Annotated in this window: 30 protein-coding genes; 26 read left to right on the top strand and 4 right to left on the bottom strand. The window is 36.5% G+C overall.

The genetic code is table 11. The features are described 5' to 3' along the window. Nucleotides 1-153 precede the first annotated feature (153 nt). The 3 genes from BJL90_RS16085 to BJL90_RS22110 all read left to right on the top strand — a co-directional run bounded on the left by BJL90_RS16085 (nt 154) and on the right by BJL90_RS22110 (nt 2,824). On the top strand, nt 154-798 hold the full coding sequence (locus BJL90_RS16085) for an undecaprenyl diphosphate synthase family protein (protein ID WP_070970297.1): 645 nt from the start codon (nt 154-156) through the stop codon (nt 796-798). 377 nt (nt 799-1,175) lie between these two features. Beyond that, entirely contained in the window at nt 1,176-2,411 is a 1,236-nt protein-coding gene (locus BJL90_RS16080) for an HD-GYP domain-containing protein (protein WP_070970295.1), read from the top strand. 242 nt (nt 2,412-2,653) lie between these two features. Beyond that, nucleotides 2,654-2,824: a hypothetical protein gene (locus BJL90_RS22110; protein WP_156778827.1), complete on the top strand. Its 171-nt coding sequence runs from the start codon at nt 2,654-2,656 to the stop codon at nt 2,822-2,824. Between the two features lie 11 nt (nt 2,825-2,835). On the opposite strand, the gene BJL90_RS16075 is transcribed toward BJL90_RS22110, so the two are convergent. The 4 genes from BJL90_RS16075 to lexA all read right to left on the bottom strand — a co-directional run bounded on the left by BJL90_RS16075 (nt 2,836) and on the right by lexA (nt 6,830). Next, nucleotides 2,836-4,545, bottom strand: a complete 1,710-nt coding sequence (locus BJL90_RS16075; RefSeq protein WP_236904938.1) for a recombinase family protein — start codon at nt 4,543-4,545, stop codon at nt 2,836-2,838. Between the two features lie 7 nt (nt 4,546-4,552). Continuing rightward, nucleotides 4,553-5,431, bottom strand: a complete 879-nt coding sequence (locus BJL90_RS16070; protein ID WP_070970290.1) for a hypothetical protein — start codon at nt 5,429-5,431, stop codon at nt 4,553-4,555. A 396-nt stretch (nt 5,432-5,827) separates the two neighbouring features. Beyond that, nucleotides 5,828-6,178, bottom strand: coding sequence for a hypothetical protein (locus tag BJL90_RS16065; protein WP_070970287.1), 351 nt, complete (start codon nt 6,176-6,178; stop codon nt 5,828-5,830). 13 nt (nt 6,179-6,191) lie between these two features. After that, complete coding sequence (lexA, locus tag BJL90_RS16060; RefSeq protein WP_070970284.1) at nt 6,192-6,830, bottom strand: transcriptional repressor LexA; 639 nt, start codon at nt 6,828-6,830, stop codon at nt 6,192-6,194. 167 nt (nt 6,831-6,997) lie between these two features. On the opposite strand from lexA, the gene BJL90_RS16055 reads away from it, so the two are divergent. The 23 genes from BJL90_RS16055 to BJL90_RS15960 all read left to right on the top strand — a co-directional run bounded on the left by BJL90_RS16055 (nt 6,998) and on the right by BJL90_RS15960 (nt 18,192). Further along, complete coding sequence (locus BJL90_RS16055; protein WP_070970281.1) at nt 6,998-7,255, top strand: helix-turn-helix domain-containing protein; 258 nt, start codon at nt 6,998-7,000, stop codon at nt 7,253-7,255. A 27-nt stretch (nt 7,256-7,282) separates the two neighbouring features. Continuing rightward, complete coding sequence (locus BJL90_RS22105; protein ID WP_156778826.1) at nt 7,283-7,444, top strand: hypothetical protein; 162 nt, start codon at nt 7,283-7,285, stop codon at nt 7,442-7,444. Continuing rightward, a complete protein-coding gene (locus BJL90_RS16050) occupies nt 7,419-7,625 on the top strand; it encodes a hypothetical protein (protein WP_070970278.1) in 207 nt (68 codons plus the stop codon). The genes BJL90_RS22105 and BJL90_RS16050 overlap by 26 nt, the downstream gene beginning before the upstream one ends. A gap of 19 nt (nt 7,626-7,644) precedes the next feature. Beyond that, nucleotides 7,645-7,830, top strand: a complete 186-nt coding sequence (locus BJL90_RS16045; protein ID WP_070970274.1) for a hypothetical protein — start codon at nt 7,645-7,647, stop codon at nt 7,828-7,830. A gap of 15 nt (nt 7,831-7,845) precedes the next feature. Next, nucleotides 7,846-8,091 carry a hypothetical protein gene (locus BJL90_RS16040; RefSeq protein WP_070970271.1) on the top strand — a complete coding sequence of 82 codons (246 nt, stop codon included), beginning with the start codon at nt 7,846-7,848 and terminating at the stop codon, nt 8,089-8,091. After that, entirely contained in the window at nt 8,049-8,375 is a 327-nt protein-coding gene (locus tag BJL90_RS16035) for a hypothetical protein (protein ID WP_070970268.1), read from the top strand. The genes BJL90_RS16040 and BJL90_RS16035 overlap by 43 nt, the downstream gene beginning before the upstream one ends. Then, a complete protein-coding gene (locus tag BJL90_RS16030; RefSeq protein ID WP_070970265.1) occupies nt 8,372-10,324 on the top strand; it encodes an AAA family ATPase in 1,953 nt (650 codons plus the stop codon). Before BJL90_RS16035 ends, BJL90_RS16030 begins: the two co-directional genes overlap by 4 nt. A gap of 15 nt (nt 10,325-10,339) precedes the next feature. Further along, nucleotides 10,340-10,540 (top strand): hypothetical protein, encoded by a 201-nt coding sequence (locus tag BJL90_RS16025; protein ID WP_070970262.1) that lies wholly within the window; start codon nt 10,340-10,342, stop codon nt 10,538-10,540. A 20-nt stretch (nt 10,541-10,560) separates the two neighbouring features. Further along, nucleotides 10,561-11,355 (top strand): phage recombination protein Bet, encoded by a 795-nt coding sequence (bet, locus tag BJL90_RS16020; protein ID WP_070970258.1) that lies wholly within the window; start codon nt 10,561-10,563, stop codon nt 11,353-11,355. An 11-nt stretch (nt 11,356-11,366) separates the two neighbouring features. Beyond that, nucleotides 11,367-12,095 carry an MBL fold metallo-hydrolase gene (locus tag BJL90_RS16015; protein WP_335617802.1) on the top strand — a complete coding sequence of 243 codons (729 nt, stop codon included), beginning with the start codon at nt 11,367-11,369 and terminating at the stop codon, nt 12,093-12,095. Nucleotides 12,096-12,134: 39 nt separating this feature from the next. Beyond that, the gene (locus BJL90_RS16010; RefSeq protein ID WP_169824232.1) at nt 12,135-12,905 is read left to right on the top strand and encodes a DnaD domain-containing protein; all 771 of its coding nucleotides are present in this window, start codon (nt 12,135-12,137) and stop codon (nt 12,903-12,905) included. Then, a complete protein-coding gene (locus BJL90_RS16005) occupies nt 12,802-13,776 on the top strand; it encodes an ATP-binding protein (protein ID WP_156894496.1) in 975 nt (324 codons plus the stop codon). Before BJL90_RS16010 ends, BJL90_RS16005 begins: the two co-directional genes overlap by 104 nt. Nucleotides 13,777-13,793: 17 nt before the next feature. Continuing rightward, nucleotides 13,794-13,976, top strand: coding sequence for a hypothetical protein (locus tag BJL90_RS22440; protein ID WP_169824231.1), 183 nt, complete (start codon nt 13,794-13,796; stop codon nt 13,974-13,976). Then, nucleotides 13,891-14,310, top strand: a complete 420-nt coding sequence (locus BJL90_RS16000) for a DUF1064 domain-containing protein (RefSeq protein WP_070970249.1) — start codon at nt 13,891-13,893, stop codon at nt 14,308-14,310. The genes BJL90_RS22440 and BJL90_RS16000 overlap by 86 nt, the downstream gene beginning before the upstream one ends. 11 nt (nt 14,311-14,321) lie before the next feature. Next, nucleotides 14,322-14,936, top strand: coding sequence for an HNH endonuclease signature motif containing protein (locus BJL90_RS15995; protein WP_070970246.1), 615 nt, complete (start codon nt 14,322-14,324; stop codon nt 14,934-14,936). A gap of 11 nt (nt 14,937-14,947) precedes the next feature. After that, nucleotides 14,948-15,166, top strand: a complete 219-nt coding sequence (locus BJL90_RS15990) for a hypothetical protein (RefSeq protein ID WP_070970243.1) — start codon at nt 14,948-14,950, stop codon at nt 15,164-15,166. Nucleotides 15,167-15,176: 10 nt separating this feature from the next. Beyond that, nucleotides 15,177-15,407: a hypothetical protein gene (locus tag BJL90_RS15985; protein ID WP_070970240.1), complete on the top strand. Its 231-nt coding sequence runs from the start codon at nt 15,177-15,179 to the stop codon at nt 15,405-15,407. Beyond that, nucleotides 15,400-15,849: a nucleoside triphosphate pyrophosphohydrolase family protein gene (locus BJL90_RS22590; RefSeq protein ID WP_205684245.1), complete on the top strand. Its 450-nt coding sequence runs from the start codon at nt 15,400-15,402 to the stop codon at nt 15,847-15,849. Before BJL90_RS15985 ends, BJL90_RS22590 begins: the two co-directional genes overlap by 8 nt. Nucleotides 15,850-15,866: 17 nt before the next feature. After that, on the top strand, nt 15,867-16,007 hold the full coding sequence (locus BJL90_RS22100; RefSeq protein ID WP_156778824.1) for a hypothetical protein: 141 nt from the start codon (nt 15,867-15,869) through the stop codon (nt 16,005-16,007). Nucleotides 16,008-16,108: 101 nt separating this feature from the next. Next, nucleotides 16,109-16,363 carry a hypothetical protein gene (locus BJL90_RS15975; RefSeq protein ID WP_070970237.1) on the top strand — a complete coding sequence of 85 codons (255 nt, stop codon included), beginning with the start codon at nt 16,109-16,111 and terminating at the stop codon, nt 16,361-16,363. A gap of 16 nt (nt 16,364-16,379) precedes the next feature. Then, the gene (locus BJL90_RS15970) at nt 16,380-16,598 is read left to right on the top strand and encodes a hypothetical protein (protein WP_156778823.1); all 219 of its coding nucleotides are present in this window, start codon (nt 16,380-16,382) and stop codon (nt 16,596-16,598) included. A 175-nt stretch (nt 16,599-16,773) separates the two neighbouring features. Continuing rightward, complete coding sequence (dcm, locus tag BJL90_RS15965) at nt 16,774-17,952, top strand: DNA (cytosine-5-)-methyltransferase (RefSeq protein ID WP_070970231.1); 1,179 nt, start codon at nt 16,774-16,776, stop codon at nt 17,950-17,952. Between the two features lie 30 nt (nt 17,953-17,982). Next, nucleotides 17,983-18,192 carry a hypothetical protein gene (locus BJL90_RS15960; RefSeq protein ID WP_070970228.1) on the top strand — a complete coding sequence of 70 codons (210 nt, stop codon included), beginning with the start codon at nt 17,983-17,985 and terminating at the stop codon, nt 18,190-18,192. The last annotated feature ends 7 nt before the right edge of the window (nt 18,193-18,199 follow it).

Below are 18,199 nucleotides of genomic sequence, written 5' to 3'. Positions count from 1 at the left end.
TATTCAAAAAATTAAACAATGAAAACCTTTACGTTTCAATTTATAGAATATTGAAATATTTTTTTCTAGAGGATAAACAATATGATTTGAATGATTATGACTGAAGATGTTAATAATGGAAGATACATTTATTTAAAATAGGAGGGCATAAACATGAGAATTCCAGTACATATTGGAATTATTCCAGACGGTAATAGAAGATGGGCGGAAGGTAAGGGATTGCCTAAAGAGGATGGCTATGATAGGGGACTTAGGCCGGGACTAGAATTATTTAAGCTTTGCCAAGAAATTGGTATTAAAGAGTTAACTTACTATGGTTTTACAATGGACAATACAAAAAGACCAGCTGTTCAAACCACAGCTTTTAGAAAAGCCTGCGTTGGTGCAGTAGAAATGCTTTGCAATGAAGATGCTTCTTTACTAGTACTTGGTAATACAAGTTCACCTTTATTTCCTAAAGAGCTTGAGTCCTATACAAGTAGAAGAAACTTTGGAAAAGCTTCTACAAAAGTGAATTTCTTGGTGAACTATGGATGGCATTGGGACTTATCAAAAACCCCTGAAAATGTCTCTACAAATAAAAATAATTTGATACAAAGTTTATACTCTTCAGATATATCCAGAATTGATCTCATTATTCGATGGGGAGGAAGGCGTCGACTAAGTGGTTTTTTGCCTGTACAATCAGTCTATTCAGACTTTTATGTTATCAATGATTATTGGCCAGATTTTAAAGCGGAACATTTATATGAAGCCTTGGAATGGTATGATAAACAAGATGTAACCTTAGGAGGATGAAAAAATTATCCTCCGATGTATGAGTTCACGTTATCTCAAAAAAATAGGATTATTGGCTTATTTTATTATTTTATCCTATAGAAACCAGTTGATTAAACCGATAATAATATAACGATTTACTTTAAATTGTGCAATGATCTATAGATGTGCGCCCTTAAATTTTAATATACTAAGGGCTACATTTGCAGCCCACGGTTTTGGGGCGAAACCGTAGACCGTGTATATTAAAATTTAACTTTAGAAGCGCGCATCTATAATGCGGTTGTGAAAACTTAATAAATAGGATTTACTTAAATTTTTTAGAGATATAGAAGAGAAGTTTTAATTTTTAAACGAAAAAGGGTGGGGAATATATCGTACTAGAAGGGGGAATAACGATGGGAAGTGGTACCTATAAAACTGTTTCGGTAAAGGAAATAACTGTGCCTGTAGCAGCCTTGAAAGAAGGGATGACGATTGCTAAAGATATTATTGTAAATAATACAAATATTTTAGTAAAAGAAGGCTATTGTGTTAAAGACCAACATACCCTGGAAAAAGTTCAGCGGATTTTGGAACGATACAATATAGAAAGTATCCTTGTAAAGATTGAAGAAATAGATGAAAAAAGGCTTGAAGCGACTAAACTCTTTGAAGACATCATACAGGGCAATGTAGCAGAAAAGCAGGAAGAGACTGATGAAGAAAATAAAGAGAAGTTTTTGCTGCAAGCTTACTCAAAAGTATTAGATATTCCTGATAAACAAGAAGCAGACTTTGTTGATAAGTTAATACCGGATTCAAAAAAGAATATTACTGAAAAAATGCTGTTGTTATTTAACAGTGCTGATGTTTCTGAAGCATCCTCTATAGAAGAAGATTTAAGAAAAAGCATGGAGGTAATGAATACCTTCGTCAATGTTCCTCAGTTAATAGAAAAGATAAAAAGGGTAGATGATTCTCTCTTTTTTCATAACTACAGTACTGCCTTAACCGCCTATATGATAGGAAAATGGATGGGTTGGAACCAAGAAAAAAGGGAAGAATTATATATTACAGCCATGTTGGCGGATATAGGGATATTGAACTTGCCGGAAGACAAAAGGTATAGAGAACAATGGCAACAAGAAAATATGAATGAATATTATCAACATGCAATTTACAGTCAGCGCCTATTGACAAAGTGTTCATTTATAACCAGGGATATGTTAAAAGGCATATTACATCATCATGAAAAATATGACGGTTCAGGCTACCCTAGAGGGCTTATAGGTAAAAATATTCCGTTATTATCACGGGTTATTTATCTTGCAGACCTTTATACCTTCTATACTATAGGTAAACGCTATAATGCTTTGTATACAATTAATAGGATTAAAGAAGATCACCTCTATGAAGTCGATATCGATTTGTTTTTTACCCTTTCTAAAAGAATCTTTGATTATTTTACTGGTCAAAAATTTCAGAGCAATCCTCCTACTTCTATGGAAGGGAAAATTGTTACCTTTGACCATGGAGCAGGTAGTGTAGTCTTTGACCAGAGCAATATCAACGTGTATGTTCAGCGAAAGGATCAGAGCATTGTGGTTATACCCTTAAATCAATTTTGTCAAAGTGATATAGAATTTATATAAAAATACCTATATTTGTATAAATTTTTTCTTGATAACAGGGTAATTTAGCCCTGTGCTTTTTTTATCCTCTAAATTAGGTTATAATATACTTATAGATACATGCCTACGAATTTTAATACACTAGGAGGGAAACTGTAAACCGTGGATATTAAAATTTAAGCTTTAAAGCGTATATCTATAATCAAGAAAGAAGGAAATCAGAATAGATGCAAAAGTTGTTTTAGTACAAGGAGGAAGTAAGTTTGAAGAGAGAAAAAAACTATGAAATTAATTCACTAGATCTTCAAAGACAACAGGAGATTATAGAAGAAGTTTCCCATAAAAATAAGGAGCTATATAGGACAACCGGAAGACAAAAAAAAGTGATGATCGTTACTTACGGTTGTCAAATGAATGCAGTGAGATGTATTTAATATTTCCCATCTCACTTTCTGTATATAAACCTATGGGAAAGACCATTAACAAATTCAATAGATGAAATTGTTTTATCTTCCTCTACGATTATTTTCTTAATTACGCATTGCATGAAATCTTGTAGTAATTTCTTATCTATCATTTTTACAATCTTGTTATAATTAATAGCTCGATCATTATATAAATTATGAGCCAATAGATATTGAGTGGCCTTTTTTATAAAACTTAAGTCATGGCCTGGAAGGTTCCTGGAGTATTCCTGGGACCTCTTTTTTATTTTGTCGTTTATAGAATTAATTCTCTTCTCAAGCTCTTGTTTTTTCACCAGGTAATTCTTTTCAGACATACTATCCTCCGAGAATAGATACAAATCTTCTAGCCTTTGAAGAGCTCTTTCAATCTTCTTCTTTTCAGATTTCAAAGACTCAAGCTCCGTATCCTGTTCAATTTCTTTAGACTCCTCGATACTATCAAAAAGAATGTCTCCTGTACTTTTTAATAAAATCTCATAAGTATGTTTTAGATCCTGGGGAATTATACCGGCAACATCCTTAAAAGAGGATCCTTTTAATAATATTTTTTCAACTTCTTTTTCTGTTCCTTTGGATCCATAGGCAGAAATAAACTCATTAGCTTTAATTAGGTTAGTTATATAATTAATTACAAATGGGCCAAGTTTTACCTCGCCAATACCACCATTGCATGTCCTGTACTGTTTTTTGTTATGAACATAATTATAACACCGGTAAACAGAAGGTTTGTATCCGTCAGACCTAGGACGATCGATAGATGCAATATAATTTTTATTACACTTACTGCAGCTAATCAGACCTTTAAAAACATGAATATGATTTTCTTTTGTTCTATCGGTACCTCTTCCGTGAGCATTAGAATCCATTATTTTATTAAGCTTTTCAAATTGATCCTTCGACACAATCGCAGGGTGATTATCTTCCACGACTACCCATTCGGACTCTGGTCGAATTTTGCCATGAGGAGTATACCTGTAGTTGTACCTATAGGTACCGATATAAAAAGGATTCCTTATGATATCAGCTATTGTTTTAGTAGTCCAGTGGCCATTTCTTTTAGTTCGAATACCATTAGCCTCTAGACGATGCTTTACTTCTCCGGTGGACCTTACTTCCTCATAGGTATCGAAAATAAACTTTACTATTTTGGCCTCTTCTTCATTTACAACAGCAAATTTCAATTCTTCGTCAAAATCATACCCTAAAGGCACAGGTGCTCCATTCCACAAACCTTTTTCTGCCCTTGAAAGCATAATGGAATAAACTCTTTCTGCTGTGAGCTTTCGTTCTAGCTCTGCAAATACCAGGATAATTTTAAGCATAGCCTCACCCATAGCAGTGGAGGTATCGAACTGTTCGTTTTTAGAAATAAAAGTGACATTGTATTTTTTTATTTCATCGTACATTTCTGTGAAATCACGAAGGTTCCTGGAAACACGATCAATTTTCCAAACTAAAACATGAGTGAATTCCCCGGCACGGATCCTACTCATCATCTCCTGGAACTTTGGACGATCTGTATTCTTACCAGAATAACCAGCATCCTCAAATATTTCGTATTCATCTATACCTAGCACATATTTCGAATAATTGATAAGCTCCTTTTTTTGAAAGGGCAGGGAGTCTTTATCAATTTGATGATGGGTACTTACCCTTATGTATAAAGCAGCTTTTTCCAAAAAAATCACCTCTCGTCTAAAAACCGATTACAAAATCTTTTGCAGTTTCTTTGCTTGTTGGATATAATTTATAGCTCGTCTTATGCTTTTCTCTTTTTAAAAAACCAGAATTGGCCATGTTATAAATAACCATTCTTATTTTATCTGGATTAAAATCTATGTTTTTATATATTTCAGTTTGAACAATACCAGGATCATTTTTAACCAGAGGCTGAACTTCGATAAATATCTTTCTCTGGAGCTCGATGTCCTCGATAATTTTAGGAAGATCATAAAGAACAAGACTTTGTTCATTCTCATGGATTGACCTTATATTTTCTCTGGCCAAACCTATGCAAAACACAGCCTCATCATAACGACAAAGTCTACAGAATAACTCTGCAGGTTCTGTATAATAAAGAGATCCAATAGGCTTATAGTTATTTAAAATAAAAACATACTTTTCTACCGCAGCAACAATATCGCTACTTTTTAATTCTCTAGCCTCTTCAAATATTGGATAATAAACATCGAAATCCAGTTTTTCCTTGGATTTCTTTTTAGCAATTTCTGGACAGCCATCCTGGAACCATTCTTCAAGAGCAGGATGAGATTCTGGACATTCTTCCCAATCTTTCAAAGCATCTATTAAAAAGTCAATACCTTCACCATGGTATTCTTCATGAGTTGCTTTGGCCCCAACTCTAGGCGAAAACTTTTCTAATGGGACTGGATCTCTACCGTATTTCTTATCGATCAATCTGGAATACCTTTTCTGTTCTTTATCGGAAAGATTATCCCAAAGCAACTCCTGTCCGTTGATAAAAAAAGCAATGCGGATAGTGTCGCCAGCAAGTACTGGTCTAATCTCTATGTTTTCTTTGGAACTGAAAATATCTTTAAATTTACCAAGCATACGATCACCCTTTCTTAACAAAATTAGTATCGTTCACACCGACACAAATCCCTATACAAAATAAAAATATAATAATATTTGTGTCGTTTATACCGACACAAACCACGATATAAATAGTTAGTATCGTTCACACCGACACTAACTCCGACACTAAGTAAAACAGCCCCACACAAACTACCACACAAATCCCACACAAAAATAAAGCTAATTTATTAGATTTTCGACTCTAACAAAACCAGTATTTTCAATGACTTAATCAAATTTTGGTTGGTGCATTAACAAAATTAGTATCGTTCACACCGACACAAATCCCACACAAACTCCGAACTTATATATCTATCTAATCTATTAATCTAATATATATACTAATAGATAGATAAGATAGATATAATTGGACTAAAAACACTTTTGGAGAAGAGCTTTATAGATCTTATCATCGACTTCGACTAAACTTTCTTTTCCATCTTTGAAACGAATAGCTAGAGTATAAATGCCTTTGCTTTTAGCAGATAAACCTCCAGCCAACATTCCTACTGGACCCAAGAGTGCTCCTCCTACTAATCCACGAGCAACACCACTTGCAGCACTCTTTCTGTGTTCGTCAGTAACGACTTCGACTGCATCGACGGTAGTATTGTCTAACACCAATGACTTAGTGAAAGTGGTAGATATTATAACAGTCCCCAGAGCAGCAGCTAATGATTTTCCTTTATACTCACCTGCGATAACTTTATTTTTTGCACCCATTTTTAAAACCTCCCTAAATTTTAAATTTTACATGAATAACCTTACCAACAATCTCTATGTAACCAGACTCAATCTCCTTTCTACCAAAAACCATTGGTTTGTACTTGGGGTTTTCTGGCTGGAGTATTATAGAGTCATCGGTTTTGAGAACTCTCTTAAGGGTAGCCTCATAGCCATTTACAAGAACAACAGCAACATCCCCACTATCCACATCTGATTGTTTTCTCACATAAACCAGATCTCCATCAAATATCCTTGCATTGATCATGCTGTCTCCATTAACACGTAAATAAAAAAACTCACCGCCTTTAGTTTCATTGGCATCGACATATTCGTAGCCTTCTACGTTTTCTATAGCGATTATTGGTTCTCCGGCTTTTATGACACCGAGGATAGGGATTGCTATAGTTTGCTTTGGTGAGTTTAATGCATTGGATATTTGATTTTTCCCCAGTAAGTAATCGACACTACAATTTAGTGTCTCTGAAAGGCTGAACAAAACATCTGTATCAACCCCAGTGGTATAACCACGTTCCCAATTTGAAATAACTTGAGCTGATACACCTATTGTTGCAGCTAATTCTTTTTGAGTAAGATTTACATTTTTTCTACAATCCTTTAGTCTCTGACCAAACTCCTTCTTATCCTTCATTTGAGCACACCTCCTTTTTAATAATTATATCAAGAATAACGGAATAAGTAACTAAAATAACGGAATTTGAGAATAAATTATAAAAAAACTGTTGACACTAACGGTTATGGTTAGTATAATGAAGATAATCAAATAACCAAATTCGTTAGCAGAGAGGAGTGAAAACTATGATACAAGAGAGAAAGGTACACGAAAATGTAGAGCTCATTAGAGTCGCTAAAGGAGTGACAAAAAAGTATATAGCCGATAAGCTTGGTTTGTCCCTTCAAGGGTACAGGCATATAGGCAACGGTGCGGTATCGCTAGATGTGGAAAGACTTAAAATTATTGCTGATGCACTGGGAGAAGATGTAAAGATTTTTTTTAAAAGCGAACTAACGGATGAGGTTATTAACAGAATCAACAATTCTATCCACAACAAATAAATAGCTACCTAAAAGGGGGACATGCATATGAGTGCAGCTACAAAAAGCCAGGCTACAGACCTTGTGGAATATATGGAAAAAGAATTCGGTATTACACCACATAACATAGATGAAAAACTCAATGAACTAAAAAACAAATTTTATGAAAAGGGGGTGATCAAGGATGAAAGGTGTGAAAGGGTTCAATAAACTTTCACCAGAGCAGAAAGAATCGTTCCTCAATACACATAAAAGACACCTAGGTGGAGTGGGGAACGAATACAAGGAAGGCTGGACACCTGTGAGTGTAAAGTCAATGGGAAGAAATCTAAAGGTAGTATTCAAGAATGGAGAATGGCTGCACTACACACCAGATGGAAACTGGTACTAAATAATAGGAGGAGATTAAAGTGAAGAAGAATGCCAATGGGAAATATGCGGTAACAACCATATTTTATGACAGTGGAGCTGTAGAGGCTAGAGAGGCTAAGCCAGATGATAAAGCTGGAGAGTATGAAAAATACGATCTTTACATCGATGAATTCGACACAAAACAAGAGGCTATGGATTTTATAGAAGAATCCAAAGAGGCTTAGAAAGGAAAGAGGCTCATGAAAAAACTTTATATAGCAGCTGCAATATTGGGTGCGATATTAACACCTATAGCTCATAAAGCAGCGACGATAGAAAGAGGATACAAAGCATACGGTGGAGAGATCTTGATCATACCGCTAATGATAATCATAGTAATGGTATTTGATGAAACCAAGGACATGCTGGTGGAGATAAAAGACGTATTCAAGGGGGATGAAGAATGGGAGAAAAAAGAAAGGGCCTCCAGCACAACAAGGTGCTAAAGGCCACAAACAAAATTATTGATACAGCCATTATATCACAGGTGGCTGAAAATGAAAAGGATAGCTTAACCAAAGAAGTAGAGGCGATATTAGGATACAAAGTGGTTCCAGAGGAGTACAAAGAGGCATGCGATTATGCAAAGCATAAACTGGCATGGCAGAGTAAATTGTACAACACGACCTACGACAAAAGATACCTAGCGATAGTTACAGCTGAAATTTACGAGCAGAACACATTCAGAGAATATATTAATTCAATATCAATGAGGAGGCTAAGAGCATGAAATTTATCTTAGAAAAATTGAAAATTAGGAATTTTAAGGGGATCAGAGAGCAGGACATCGACTTCCATCCGATAGCAACCACCATATGTGGTGAAAATGGAACCGGTAAAACAACGGTGGTAGATGCATTCACCTGGCTACTATTAGAAAAGGACAGCAAGGGCAGGGCACAATTTGAAATAAAAACCCTAGAAGATGGTGAACAGATCCACGGACTGGATCACACTGTAGAAGGTCACTTCAAAATAGACGGAAGGCCACTAAAGCTCAAAAAGACCTACAAGGAAGTATGGACCAAGAAAAGAGGAGAGGATCAAACAACATTCACCGGACATGAAATAGAAAGAGTAATTAACGACATACCGGTCAAGAAATCGGAGTACGAGAAGAAAATCGGACAGCTGGTGGACGAGAAAATATTCCAACTACTAACAGACCCGCACTATTTTTCACAGCAACTAAGCTGGAAAGAGCGAAGAGGTACACTATTTTCTCTAACAGGAGGAGACATAACCAACGAGAATGTATTCTTAGCAAACCCAAGCCTAAGGGCGATAGAAGAGGACCTAGAAGATAAAACAATAGAGGAGCTAAAAAAATCTCTAAGCTACCAGAGGAGAGAACTCAACAAGCAACGAGAAAATATACCTGTAAAAATAGAAACACTGAACGGAACCATCAAAGAAATAGATAAAACTGCCATAGAATTTAGATGCAACTTTATCAGAAGTGGAATCAAGGCTACAGAAGAACAAATGCTAGATGCAACTAAACTGGGGGAAGAGCAACTAAAAAAGCAGGACGAGCTCTTCAAAATGAAAACTAGGAGAAAAGAAATAGAGCATGAACTGCAGAGTGGGATGAAGGACCCAGACCAAGAAACCAAGAGCGAAATAAGAGAACTGCAGATAAAACTAAGAGAACTGCAGCCGGAAATTAAGAGCGAGATCAGAACCATAGAGTCCCTTGAAAAGAACATTGATAAATACAGAAAAACTCTAGAAAAGCTAAGGAACGACTACAAGGAAGAGGCGGCTAGAGAGTTAAACATAGACGATAGAATAAAAGCCTGCCCGACTTGCAAAAGATCATTCCCAGAGGAAGAAGTTGAAAGCAAGATAGCTGAAATGGAAGAAAACTTCAAAGCTCACCAGGTAGATAGACTCAAGAAATTAAGAGAGGAAGGACAGTCCATATCCAAGGAAGTAGAGGAATACCAAAAAGAATTGGAACAGGCCAAAAGCAGGCTGGATAAACTTCAAGGACAAGCAGAAACAGTAAATACCACTATAAGAGAAAGAGAAAGCATGCTAGGCACCAAAGAAAAAACCGACATCAACAGTCTGCTAGCAGGAAACCAAGAGTACCAGAAGCTAACCGAGAAAATAAACAAGCTTGAAAACGAAATCAAGAACAGAGACCATGATGCTACACTAAAAGATCTCAAGAGAAAGAAAGAAGAGATGGAGTCAGAACTCAAGGGAAAAGAAAGAGAACTACACCAGGAAGAGATTAACCAGGAAACCAAGGAAAAAATAAAAGCCTTAATGGAAGAGGAAAAGGAGCTATCACAACAGATAAATGAAATCGAACAGAAGGAGAACATAGCGGACCAATTCATCAACACCAAAGCAGAGATCATAGAGCAAAGCATCAACGAGAAATTTGAAAAGGTATCCTTCCGACTCTTCAAAAAGCAGATAAACGGAGCACTAGATGAAACGTGCGATGTGCTGGTAGACGGAGTGCCATTCGACAATGCCAACACAGCAGGACAGGTCAATGCAGGACTGGATGTAATCAACAGCCTGTGCAGACACTACGACACCTACACACCGATATTCATAGATAATCGAGAAAGTGTCAACGACCTAATAGATACCGACTCACAGCTAATAAACCTCAAAGTAACCAAGCACAAGAGCCTAAGGATAGAGGCCGAAAGTTAAGAAGGAGGCTAAAAAGTGATAGTCAGTATTATCAGAAAAGATATAGCCGACAGCATAGAAGAGGCAAAGTCAGAGATGGAGCTGGCCAAGAACCGACTGGACCATGCTGCAACTGAAATGGAAATTGACATAGCTATATACTCGATGATTGCAGCAGAAAAAAAGATAGACATGCTATTTAAGATGGCCAAGGAGAGTTTAGGAAAAGCTCAATAAAATAGAAAAGGAGAATGTATATGTCAAGCGAGATTTTAAACAAACCGGTAGTTTACGAGGTTAATGGTCAAGAGGTAAAGTTGACAGGTGGGATGGTGAAAAATTATCTCACCAGAGGTAACGACACGGTATCGGAGCAGGAAATAGTAATGTTCATCAACCTGTGCAAGTATCAAAAACTAAACCCCTTCCTAAACGAGGCATACCTAGTAAAGTTTAAGGGAGCACCAGCACAGCTAATCACGAGTAAAGAGGCATACATGAAGAGGGCATTCGATCACCCAAAATTTGATGGAATAAGAGCCGGAATCATAGTCCAAAGAGGAGAAGAAACGCTAGAACTAGAGGGGAGTTTTAGCCTACCAGGAGACCAACTCCTAGGAGGGTGGGCAGAGGTATATGTGAAGGATAAAAAATACCCATACATCACGAAGATAAACATAGATGAATTCAATAAAGGGCAAGCAACTTGGAAGGCCATGCCTAAGACCATGATAAGAAAAACAGCACTGGTGCAAGCACTAAGGGAGGCATTCCCAGATAACCTAGGAGCTATGTACACTGACGATGAGCAAGGAATCGTAAAGGAGACCAACTCTGTAGAGGTAGAAGTGGCCGAAGAGATACAACAAAATGCCAATAGCCAGGTAATCGACATAGAGGAAGATGAGATAACAGAAGAAAACAACCAAAAACAACCTAGAAAAGATGAAAGCCAAAGAACAGCAGCTGGATCCCAAAATAGAAACCAAGGACAACACAATGCCGGAAAACAGCAAAGTGTAAAAGACTTATACGAGGATCCAGGATTTTAATGAGACTCAAGGTGATAGCAAGTAGCAGCTCTGGAAACTGCTACTTGCTTGAAAATAAAGAGGAGACATTAATCTTGGAGTGTGGATTGACATTCAAGAAAATCCAGGAGGGCCTTGGTTATGACACCAGAAAAGTCGTGGGCTGCCTAGTAACTCACGAACATAAGGATCATAGCAAAAGCATAGAACAACTGAACAAAAATGGGATAGATGTATACACCAGCAAAGGGACAATGCGAGCACTAGGATTAAATGAAAATTACAGGTTAAAAGCAATAAAAGCACATGAAAAAATAAAAATCGGAGGGTTTACGATCCTTCCGTTCGATACACAGCACGATGCAGAGGAGCCACTAGGGTTCTTGATCCAGCACCAAGACATGGGAAAGTTATTATTCATAACAGACTCATATTACTGTAAATACAAATTCAAGGGACTAGACCACATTATGGCCGAATGCAATTATAAAAAAGAAATTCTGCAAGAAAACATTGAAAAAGGCCTGGTTCCGGAATGTCTCAAAAACAGAATAACAAAATCTCACTTCGAGCTAGAGAACGTAAAAGAATTTTTAAAAAGCAGCGACTTGAGCAACACCAAAAACATTGTAATTATACACCTAAGCAGCCAAAACAGCGACGAGAATTTATTCAGAGAAGAAATAGAGAGATCTACAGGGAGGCCGGTGTGTATAGGCAGAAAAGGACTAGAAATAGACATCAGCAAGAAAGTGTTCTAATAGGGGGTTGAGGGCATGCAAGAGAGGCAGAAACTAAATATGGAGATCGAAATAGGACAATTTTATATCTGGAAGGAGACTAATCATCTTAAGGCAAAAGAGATATTGTTGTGGCACACACTGATGCATCTAGCATGCACAGCTGGGTGGGTAAAGTGGATATCAACACCAATCTCAACACTGGAATCGAAAACAGGACTTAAAAGAGATGCAATATATGCTGCGAGAGACAACCTTGAAAAACTAGGAAGAATAGAGGTGGTCCCTGGAAAAGGCAGTAAAGCAGCACAATACAGGATAATACCTTTCGTAGAGGGCTATTACCCAGAGGAAGTAGAAGAGCACCTAATAGATGATGATCCGGATATCGATATAGAAAATTCAAATGAACAACCCCCAAAAAACCCCCATGCAAAACCCCGAAAAGAAGAATTGCCTAAGATGAACATATACAGAAAGATACAAACCTTAATCCCGATGCCAAGCCCAATGGACATAGAAAGTATAAAAACTTACCTTGATGACGGAATGGAAGATCAACTACTTATGGAGGCTATAGACATATCTGAAAAGGAGCTGCAGAACAAAAAACCATCTGATAAATGGAGATATGCGAAAGGAATCATGCGGAACTGGTTCAACGATGGAATAAAAACATTAACACAATACCAAGAAAACGAAAAAAGGCGAGAGGAGATGATGAAGAGTGGAGGCGATAAGCAACATAATAGGCCTGTACAACCAGAACCAACACCACAAAATAAATCAAGTGGAATGCGAGGATTCAGAATCCCAGGAGAAACAGAGTAACCAGGACACTATATTTACATCAAAAGAAATCCAGGAAAGAGGCTACAAATATTCAAAGGATCCAGAACCACCAAAGCGATGTAAATATTGCGGAAAAGACCTATATCAGAAAGGTGTAGTAATGCCGATGATGGACAGGGTGGTAGCTTGGATAAGTCATGAGAGGTGCACATGCAAGAAAGCCACGGACTACTGGGAAAGGTACGACAATAAACAACAGGAAATAGCCGAAAGAGAACGACTAGAAGAAGAAAGTAGAAAAAAGAGAGAAAGAATAGAAAAATTACTAGGAAACAGCGGAATCAAGAAGAGATTTAAAAACAGAACATTTGAAAATTTTGAGATAGATCAAGGTAATAAAGATGCATATAAAAACTCAAAACTTTATGCAGAAAACTTCCAGAGATTTAAAGAAACAGGCGAAGGAATATATTTCTCTGGAGGATTTGGAACAGGGAAAACCCACCTTGCAGTATCGATAGCACTGGACCTAATAAATAAAGGAACTCCAGTAATATGCATGACAGCAATAGACTTGCTGGCACAAATAAGAAAAACGTACGACAAGGATAGGAACGTCAGCGAATATCAAATACTGCAGGTTTATAAGGAAGTAGATCTCTTGGTAATAGATGATCTAGGGAAAGAATACTGTAGCGATTGGGCAGCTACGATGCTATACGACATCATAAATGACAGGTATGAAAGCTGTCTACCGACCATAGTAACCACAAACTATGATGATGAAAACCTAGTGGACAGGTTGGCCAGGAAAAGCAACTATGAAACTGCAGGAGCTATAGTAAGCAGATTACACGAAATGACCATGGGAATAACCATGAACGGAGAAGACAGAAGAAAAAGAATATAATCTGGAGGCGAAATTATATGAGTAATAATGTTATCGATAGAGCTGCCGAACTACTTAGAACTAATCCAGGATTGAAATATTACGAAGCGATGAAACAAGCTAAGGAGGAATTCAATGAGGTGGACGGAAGAGCAGTACCAGGAGTTCATAGGAAAGAAAAAGGGACTACCAGTAGAGCCACAAAGTCAAAGAAAAAGTAAGTACAATAACCAGAAGACAGTAGTAGACGGTATCAAATTTGACAGTAAAAAAGAGGTAGAATATTATTGCCAACTTAAGCTACTAAAGCAAGCTGGAGAGATAAAGGACTTTGGCCTACAACAAAAATTTGAATTGCAAGAAGGTTTCGAAAAAAACAACCAAAAGTATAGACCTATTACATACTATGCAGACTTCGTTGTAGATCATTTAGACGGAACCACAGAAGTGATAGACATTAAGTCATCTAAATATTTCAAGACTCAAGTCTATAGGATTAAAAAGAAAATGTTTGAGTACAACTACCCAGATTTAACGATAAAAGAAATTTATTAAGGGGTGAAAATATGCACATTGGAATATGTCAGCACTGTGGCAAAGAAAAAGAATATAAGTATAAGAGTTGGGTCAAAAAATACTGCAGCCATAAATGTGCAAACAATGCCAGTAAGGATATCAGAAAAAAAGACAGAGTAAAACTAGCATGCAAATATTGCAATAAAGAATTCTATCTACTAGAGAGTGTTATAAAAAGCAGGGAAAAACAAGCAGGACCAATCAAATACTGCTCTCAAAAATGTATGGGTCTAGACAAGAGGGACAGAGAAAAAGTAAAGTGTAAAAATTGTGGCGAAGAATTTGAAACAACTAGAAATGAATTTTGCAGTGTTGAGTGTGTTAATGAATTTAGAAAAACATCTGGAATGATGAAAAGAGATGGTTACTGGCTAGAGAATGGTTATAAAGTCATATATCTAGATGGAAATAAGTCCATAAAAGAACACATAAAAGTCATGCAAGATCATATCGGAAGAGAGTTAAACAAGGATGAGGTTGTTCATCACATAAACGGAAACAAGCTAGATAACAGAATTGAAAATTTAAGACTAATGAAAAGAGGAGAACACTCAAGACTCCACAGAAAAAAGGAACTGTCAGAGGGAAAACAGTTGTTTAAATAGGAGGGGACAAGGTGGACAGATACTGGAAGAATGCATCGGGTTGTTATGATCCGACGCTGGCCAAGGTAATAGAAAAAGAAAACTCTATTGAAAAGGCTGATAAAAAAGCTAGAAAAAAACAGGTCCACGACACAATCCAGGAGATAAAAAACATTCTAAAAGACAGAGACTTAGAACTTATAGGACGGATAGAGCTAAAAGACATAAGGACCAATAAAAAATATAAATAGGAGGATTACAATGGATTTATTTAAGAAACTTCAATTAGAAATGGCCATAAAAGAGCAAAGGAGTATATTGCCAGAGTTCCTACAGTTATGCCAGGTAACAGCTACACAAATGAAAATGTACTATGACTCATTAAGACAAGCAGGGTTTACAAATGAACAGGCGATGGACCTGCTATCATATCACGGAGTAGATGTCGGAAGAATGTCTCATATGGACAAGGGAGGCAATCAGAATGATTAAGCAAATAACTAGGGAAGAGGCTAGTGAAATTATTGAGACAGGATTGCCTATAGGTCTATTTTATGAAATAGATAGAGATTACCATGTAGGAATAGATAACTCGACAGGAGATGTCTGGGTAGAAGAGTTCAACACTAAAGAAGAGTGCATAGCCTGGTTAAAACAAGAGAGGCTGATAAATAAAAAAGAAGTTTATAAAAAGGCCCTGGAGACCTGGGGCCAAGAGGCACAAATAACAATGGTATTCGAAGAAATGTCAGAACTGCAGAAAGAATTATGCAAGGCACTTAGAGGAAATAAAGTCACTGGAAACATAGCAGAAGAGATAGCTGATGTAGAGATAATGTTGGAGCAGATGAAACTTCTATTCGGAATAGAAAGCCTAGTAAGAGCTAATAAGATATATAAGCTAGAGAGGCTGGATGAAAGATTGGAGGATTAAAGGAGGGTGAGCCTCAAGTGGTAATTGAACTAATACCTTATAAAACCTTTAAAGAAAAGATAAAAATAGTCTCGGAGGAACTAAAGAAAAACAGATATGTAGAGGTATGGGACAAGTACATATATTCAGTAGAATATATAGGAGGAGTAAAAAAATGACTAAGTTTGTTGCAGGATTATTCATAGGAGCAGTTCTAAGTTGGGTTAGTATGGCTTTTATACTAAATTATATGATGGATAAGTACGGTGGGAGATAAGTTATGGAGAGATATTTAACAGTCAAAGAGATAAGGACATATTGGAAATCAAGAGGTTATAAAGTGCTAGTAGATATAATAGGAATTCCATACTGTGACGACTATGGGAAGATAGTAATTTATTTATTTGGAAGAAAGAAACCATCAGAAATAAAGATGGTAAGGAACAGTCAAATAGTATACATGAAGTATGAATATATATTTAGACCTAGAATGCTTTATTATTTCTACAGGATATTAAGATATAAACTACTTTAAATGGGAGATGGTGATGTTGAATAGGCAACAGAGAAGAAGGGTCCATAAACTAACCGTTGAAGAGATAGAGGAAATCAAAAAGAAAGCAGCACTAGACGCTATAAAATTTACAGTAGATGAATTTGAAAAGGTAATGAGAAGGGATTTCGGGTTTGGAGATAAAAGAATGGGAAGAGTGGCAAAAGGTTTATATGAAGGACTTGGACTTACTCCAGAGGATGTAGAAAAGTTATGATACCAACTCACTTCATATGCAAAATCTGTGGAAGAGAAAAACTGTATACACCCAAGAAAAGAGAGTTTTATAAATGTGAATGTGGCCAAGTTTATGAATTAGTTAATACAAGATATGGCTGGTGCATGGTAATAGTAGGAGGAAAAGAAATCACAAAAAGCGAGGGTTAATAATTATGAATATACTAAGTTTGTTCGATGGAATAAGTTGTGGAAGAGTGGCATTAGAAAGAGCAGGAATTAAAATAGATAATTACTACGCTAGTGAAATAGATAAAAATGCAATTAAGATAGCACAAAAGAATTATCCAGACACTATGCAATTAGGTGATGTAGTTAATGTGAGGGGGGGGAACCTTCCTAAGATAGATATATTGATTGGTGGAAGTCCATGCCAAGGGTTCAGTTTTGCAGGAAAACAGTTGAACTTCATAGACCCAAGAAGTAGATTGTTCTTTGAATTTGTGAGATTGTTGGATGAGGTTAAACCAAAATATTTTTTACTAGAAAATGTCAGAATGAAAAAAGAGTATCAAGATATTATCAGCAAATACCTAGGAGTTAAACCGATAGAAATAAACTCTGCGTTAGTATCTGCACAGAACAGAAAAAGACTTTATTGGACTAATATACCAGGCATAGAGCAACCAGAAGATAAAGGGATATTGCTAAGAGATATAATTTTAGAAAATGAATGCATTGAGTGTAAATATGCTCTATCTGATAAAGCTACAGACTACATGCTTAAAGGTAATGGAAAATGGGGTCAAGCCGGTGATTGTAGATTAGAAAATTATTTGCAATATGAAGATAAAAAATCATTTACATTAACAGCCAATATGCATAAAGGAGTACCTTATAACTGTTTTTATCAAAGGTTAGAAAAATATATGGTTCCGTTTGATAAGACTCTGCAGATATTAGATAAAGAGGTACAGAAAGGAAAGGTTGGTTATTTCAGAAAGGATAGTCAAGCAAATAGAGTTTACTATATACACAATAAAGCAGTAACTCTATGTGGAGAGGCAGGTGGTGGAGCTGCTAAAATGGGACAGTACTTATTTGGCTGTATTACTCCAGACAGAATCAATAAAAGACAAAATGGACAAAGGTTCAACGATGGAAGGAAGTTCTATACATTAACAGCACAAGATAAGCACGGTATTTTAATAGAGGGTTATATAAGAAAATTGACACCTGTAGAATGCGAAAGACTTCAAACCCTACCAGATAACTATACCCGAGGGATTAGTGATACCCAAAGATACAAAATGCTTGGCAACGGTTGGACTGTAGATGTTATATCTCATATTTTAAAGAATAACCAGGAAGTCAACAAAGCAGAAACTGCCTAATACATGATAGGAGAAATGAGGAGGAGAATAATGAATAAAGGTTGCAAATTTGACATGGCATGGGTAGGAAAATGCAATAAGGAAGCAGTAAATGGCTCTGATTATTGCAAGGAACACTCAAAATTAAAATGCTGCATATGTGGAAAACAGGCTACTCATAGTTGTACTTGGGCATCCAGCTTAAGCTGTGGAGCACCATTGTGTGATAGCAAAAAATGTAGAGATAAACACGGGCACTAGAAATGGA

It is taken from the genome of Clostridium formicaceticum (assembly GCF_001854185.1).
Taxonomy (GTDB): domain Bacteria; phylum Bacillota; class Clostridia; order Peptostreptococcales; family Natronincolaceae; genus Andreesenella; species Andreesenella formicacetica.
This window is presented reverse-complemented; position numbering and strand designations above follow the sequence as displayed.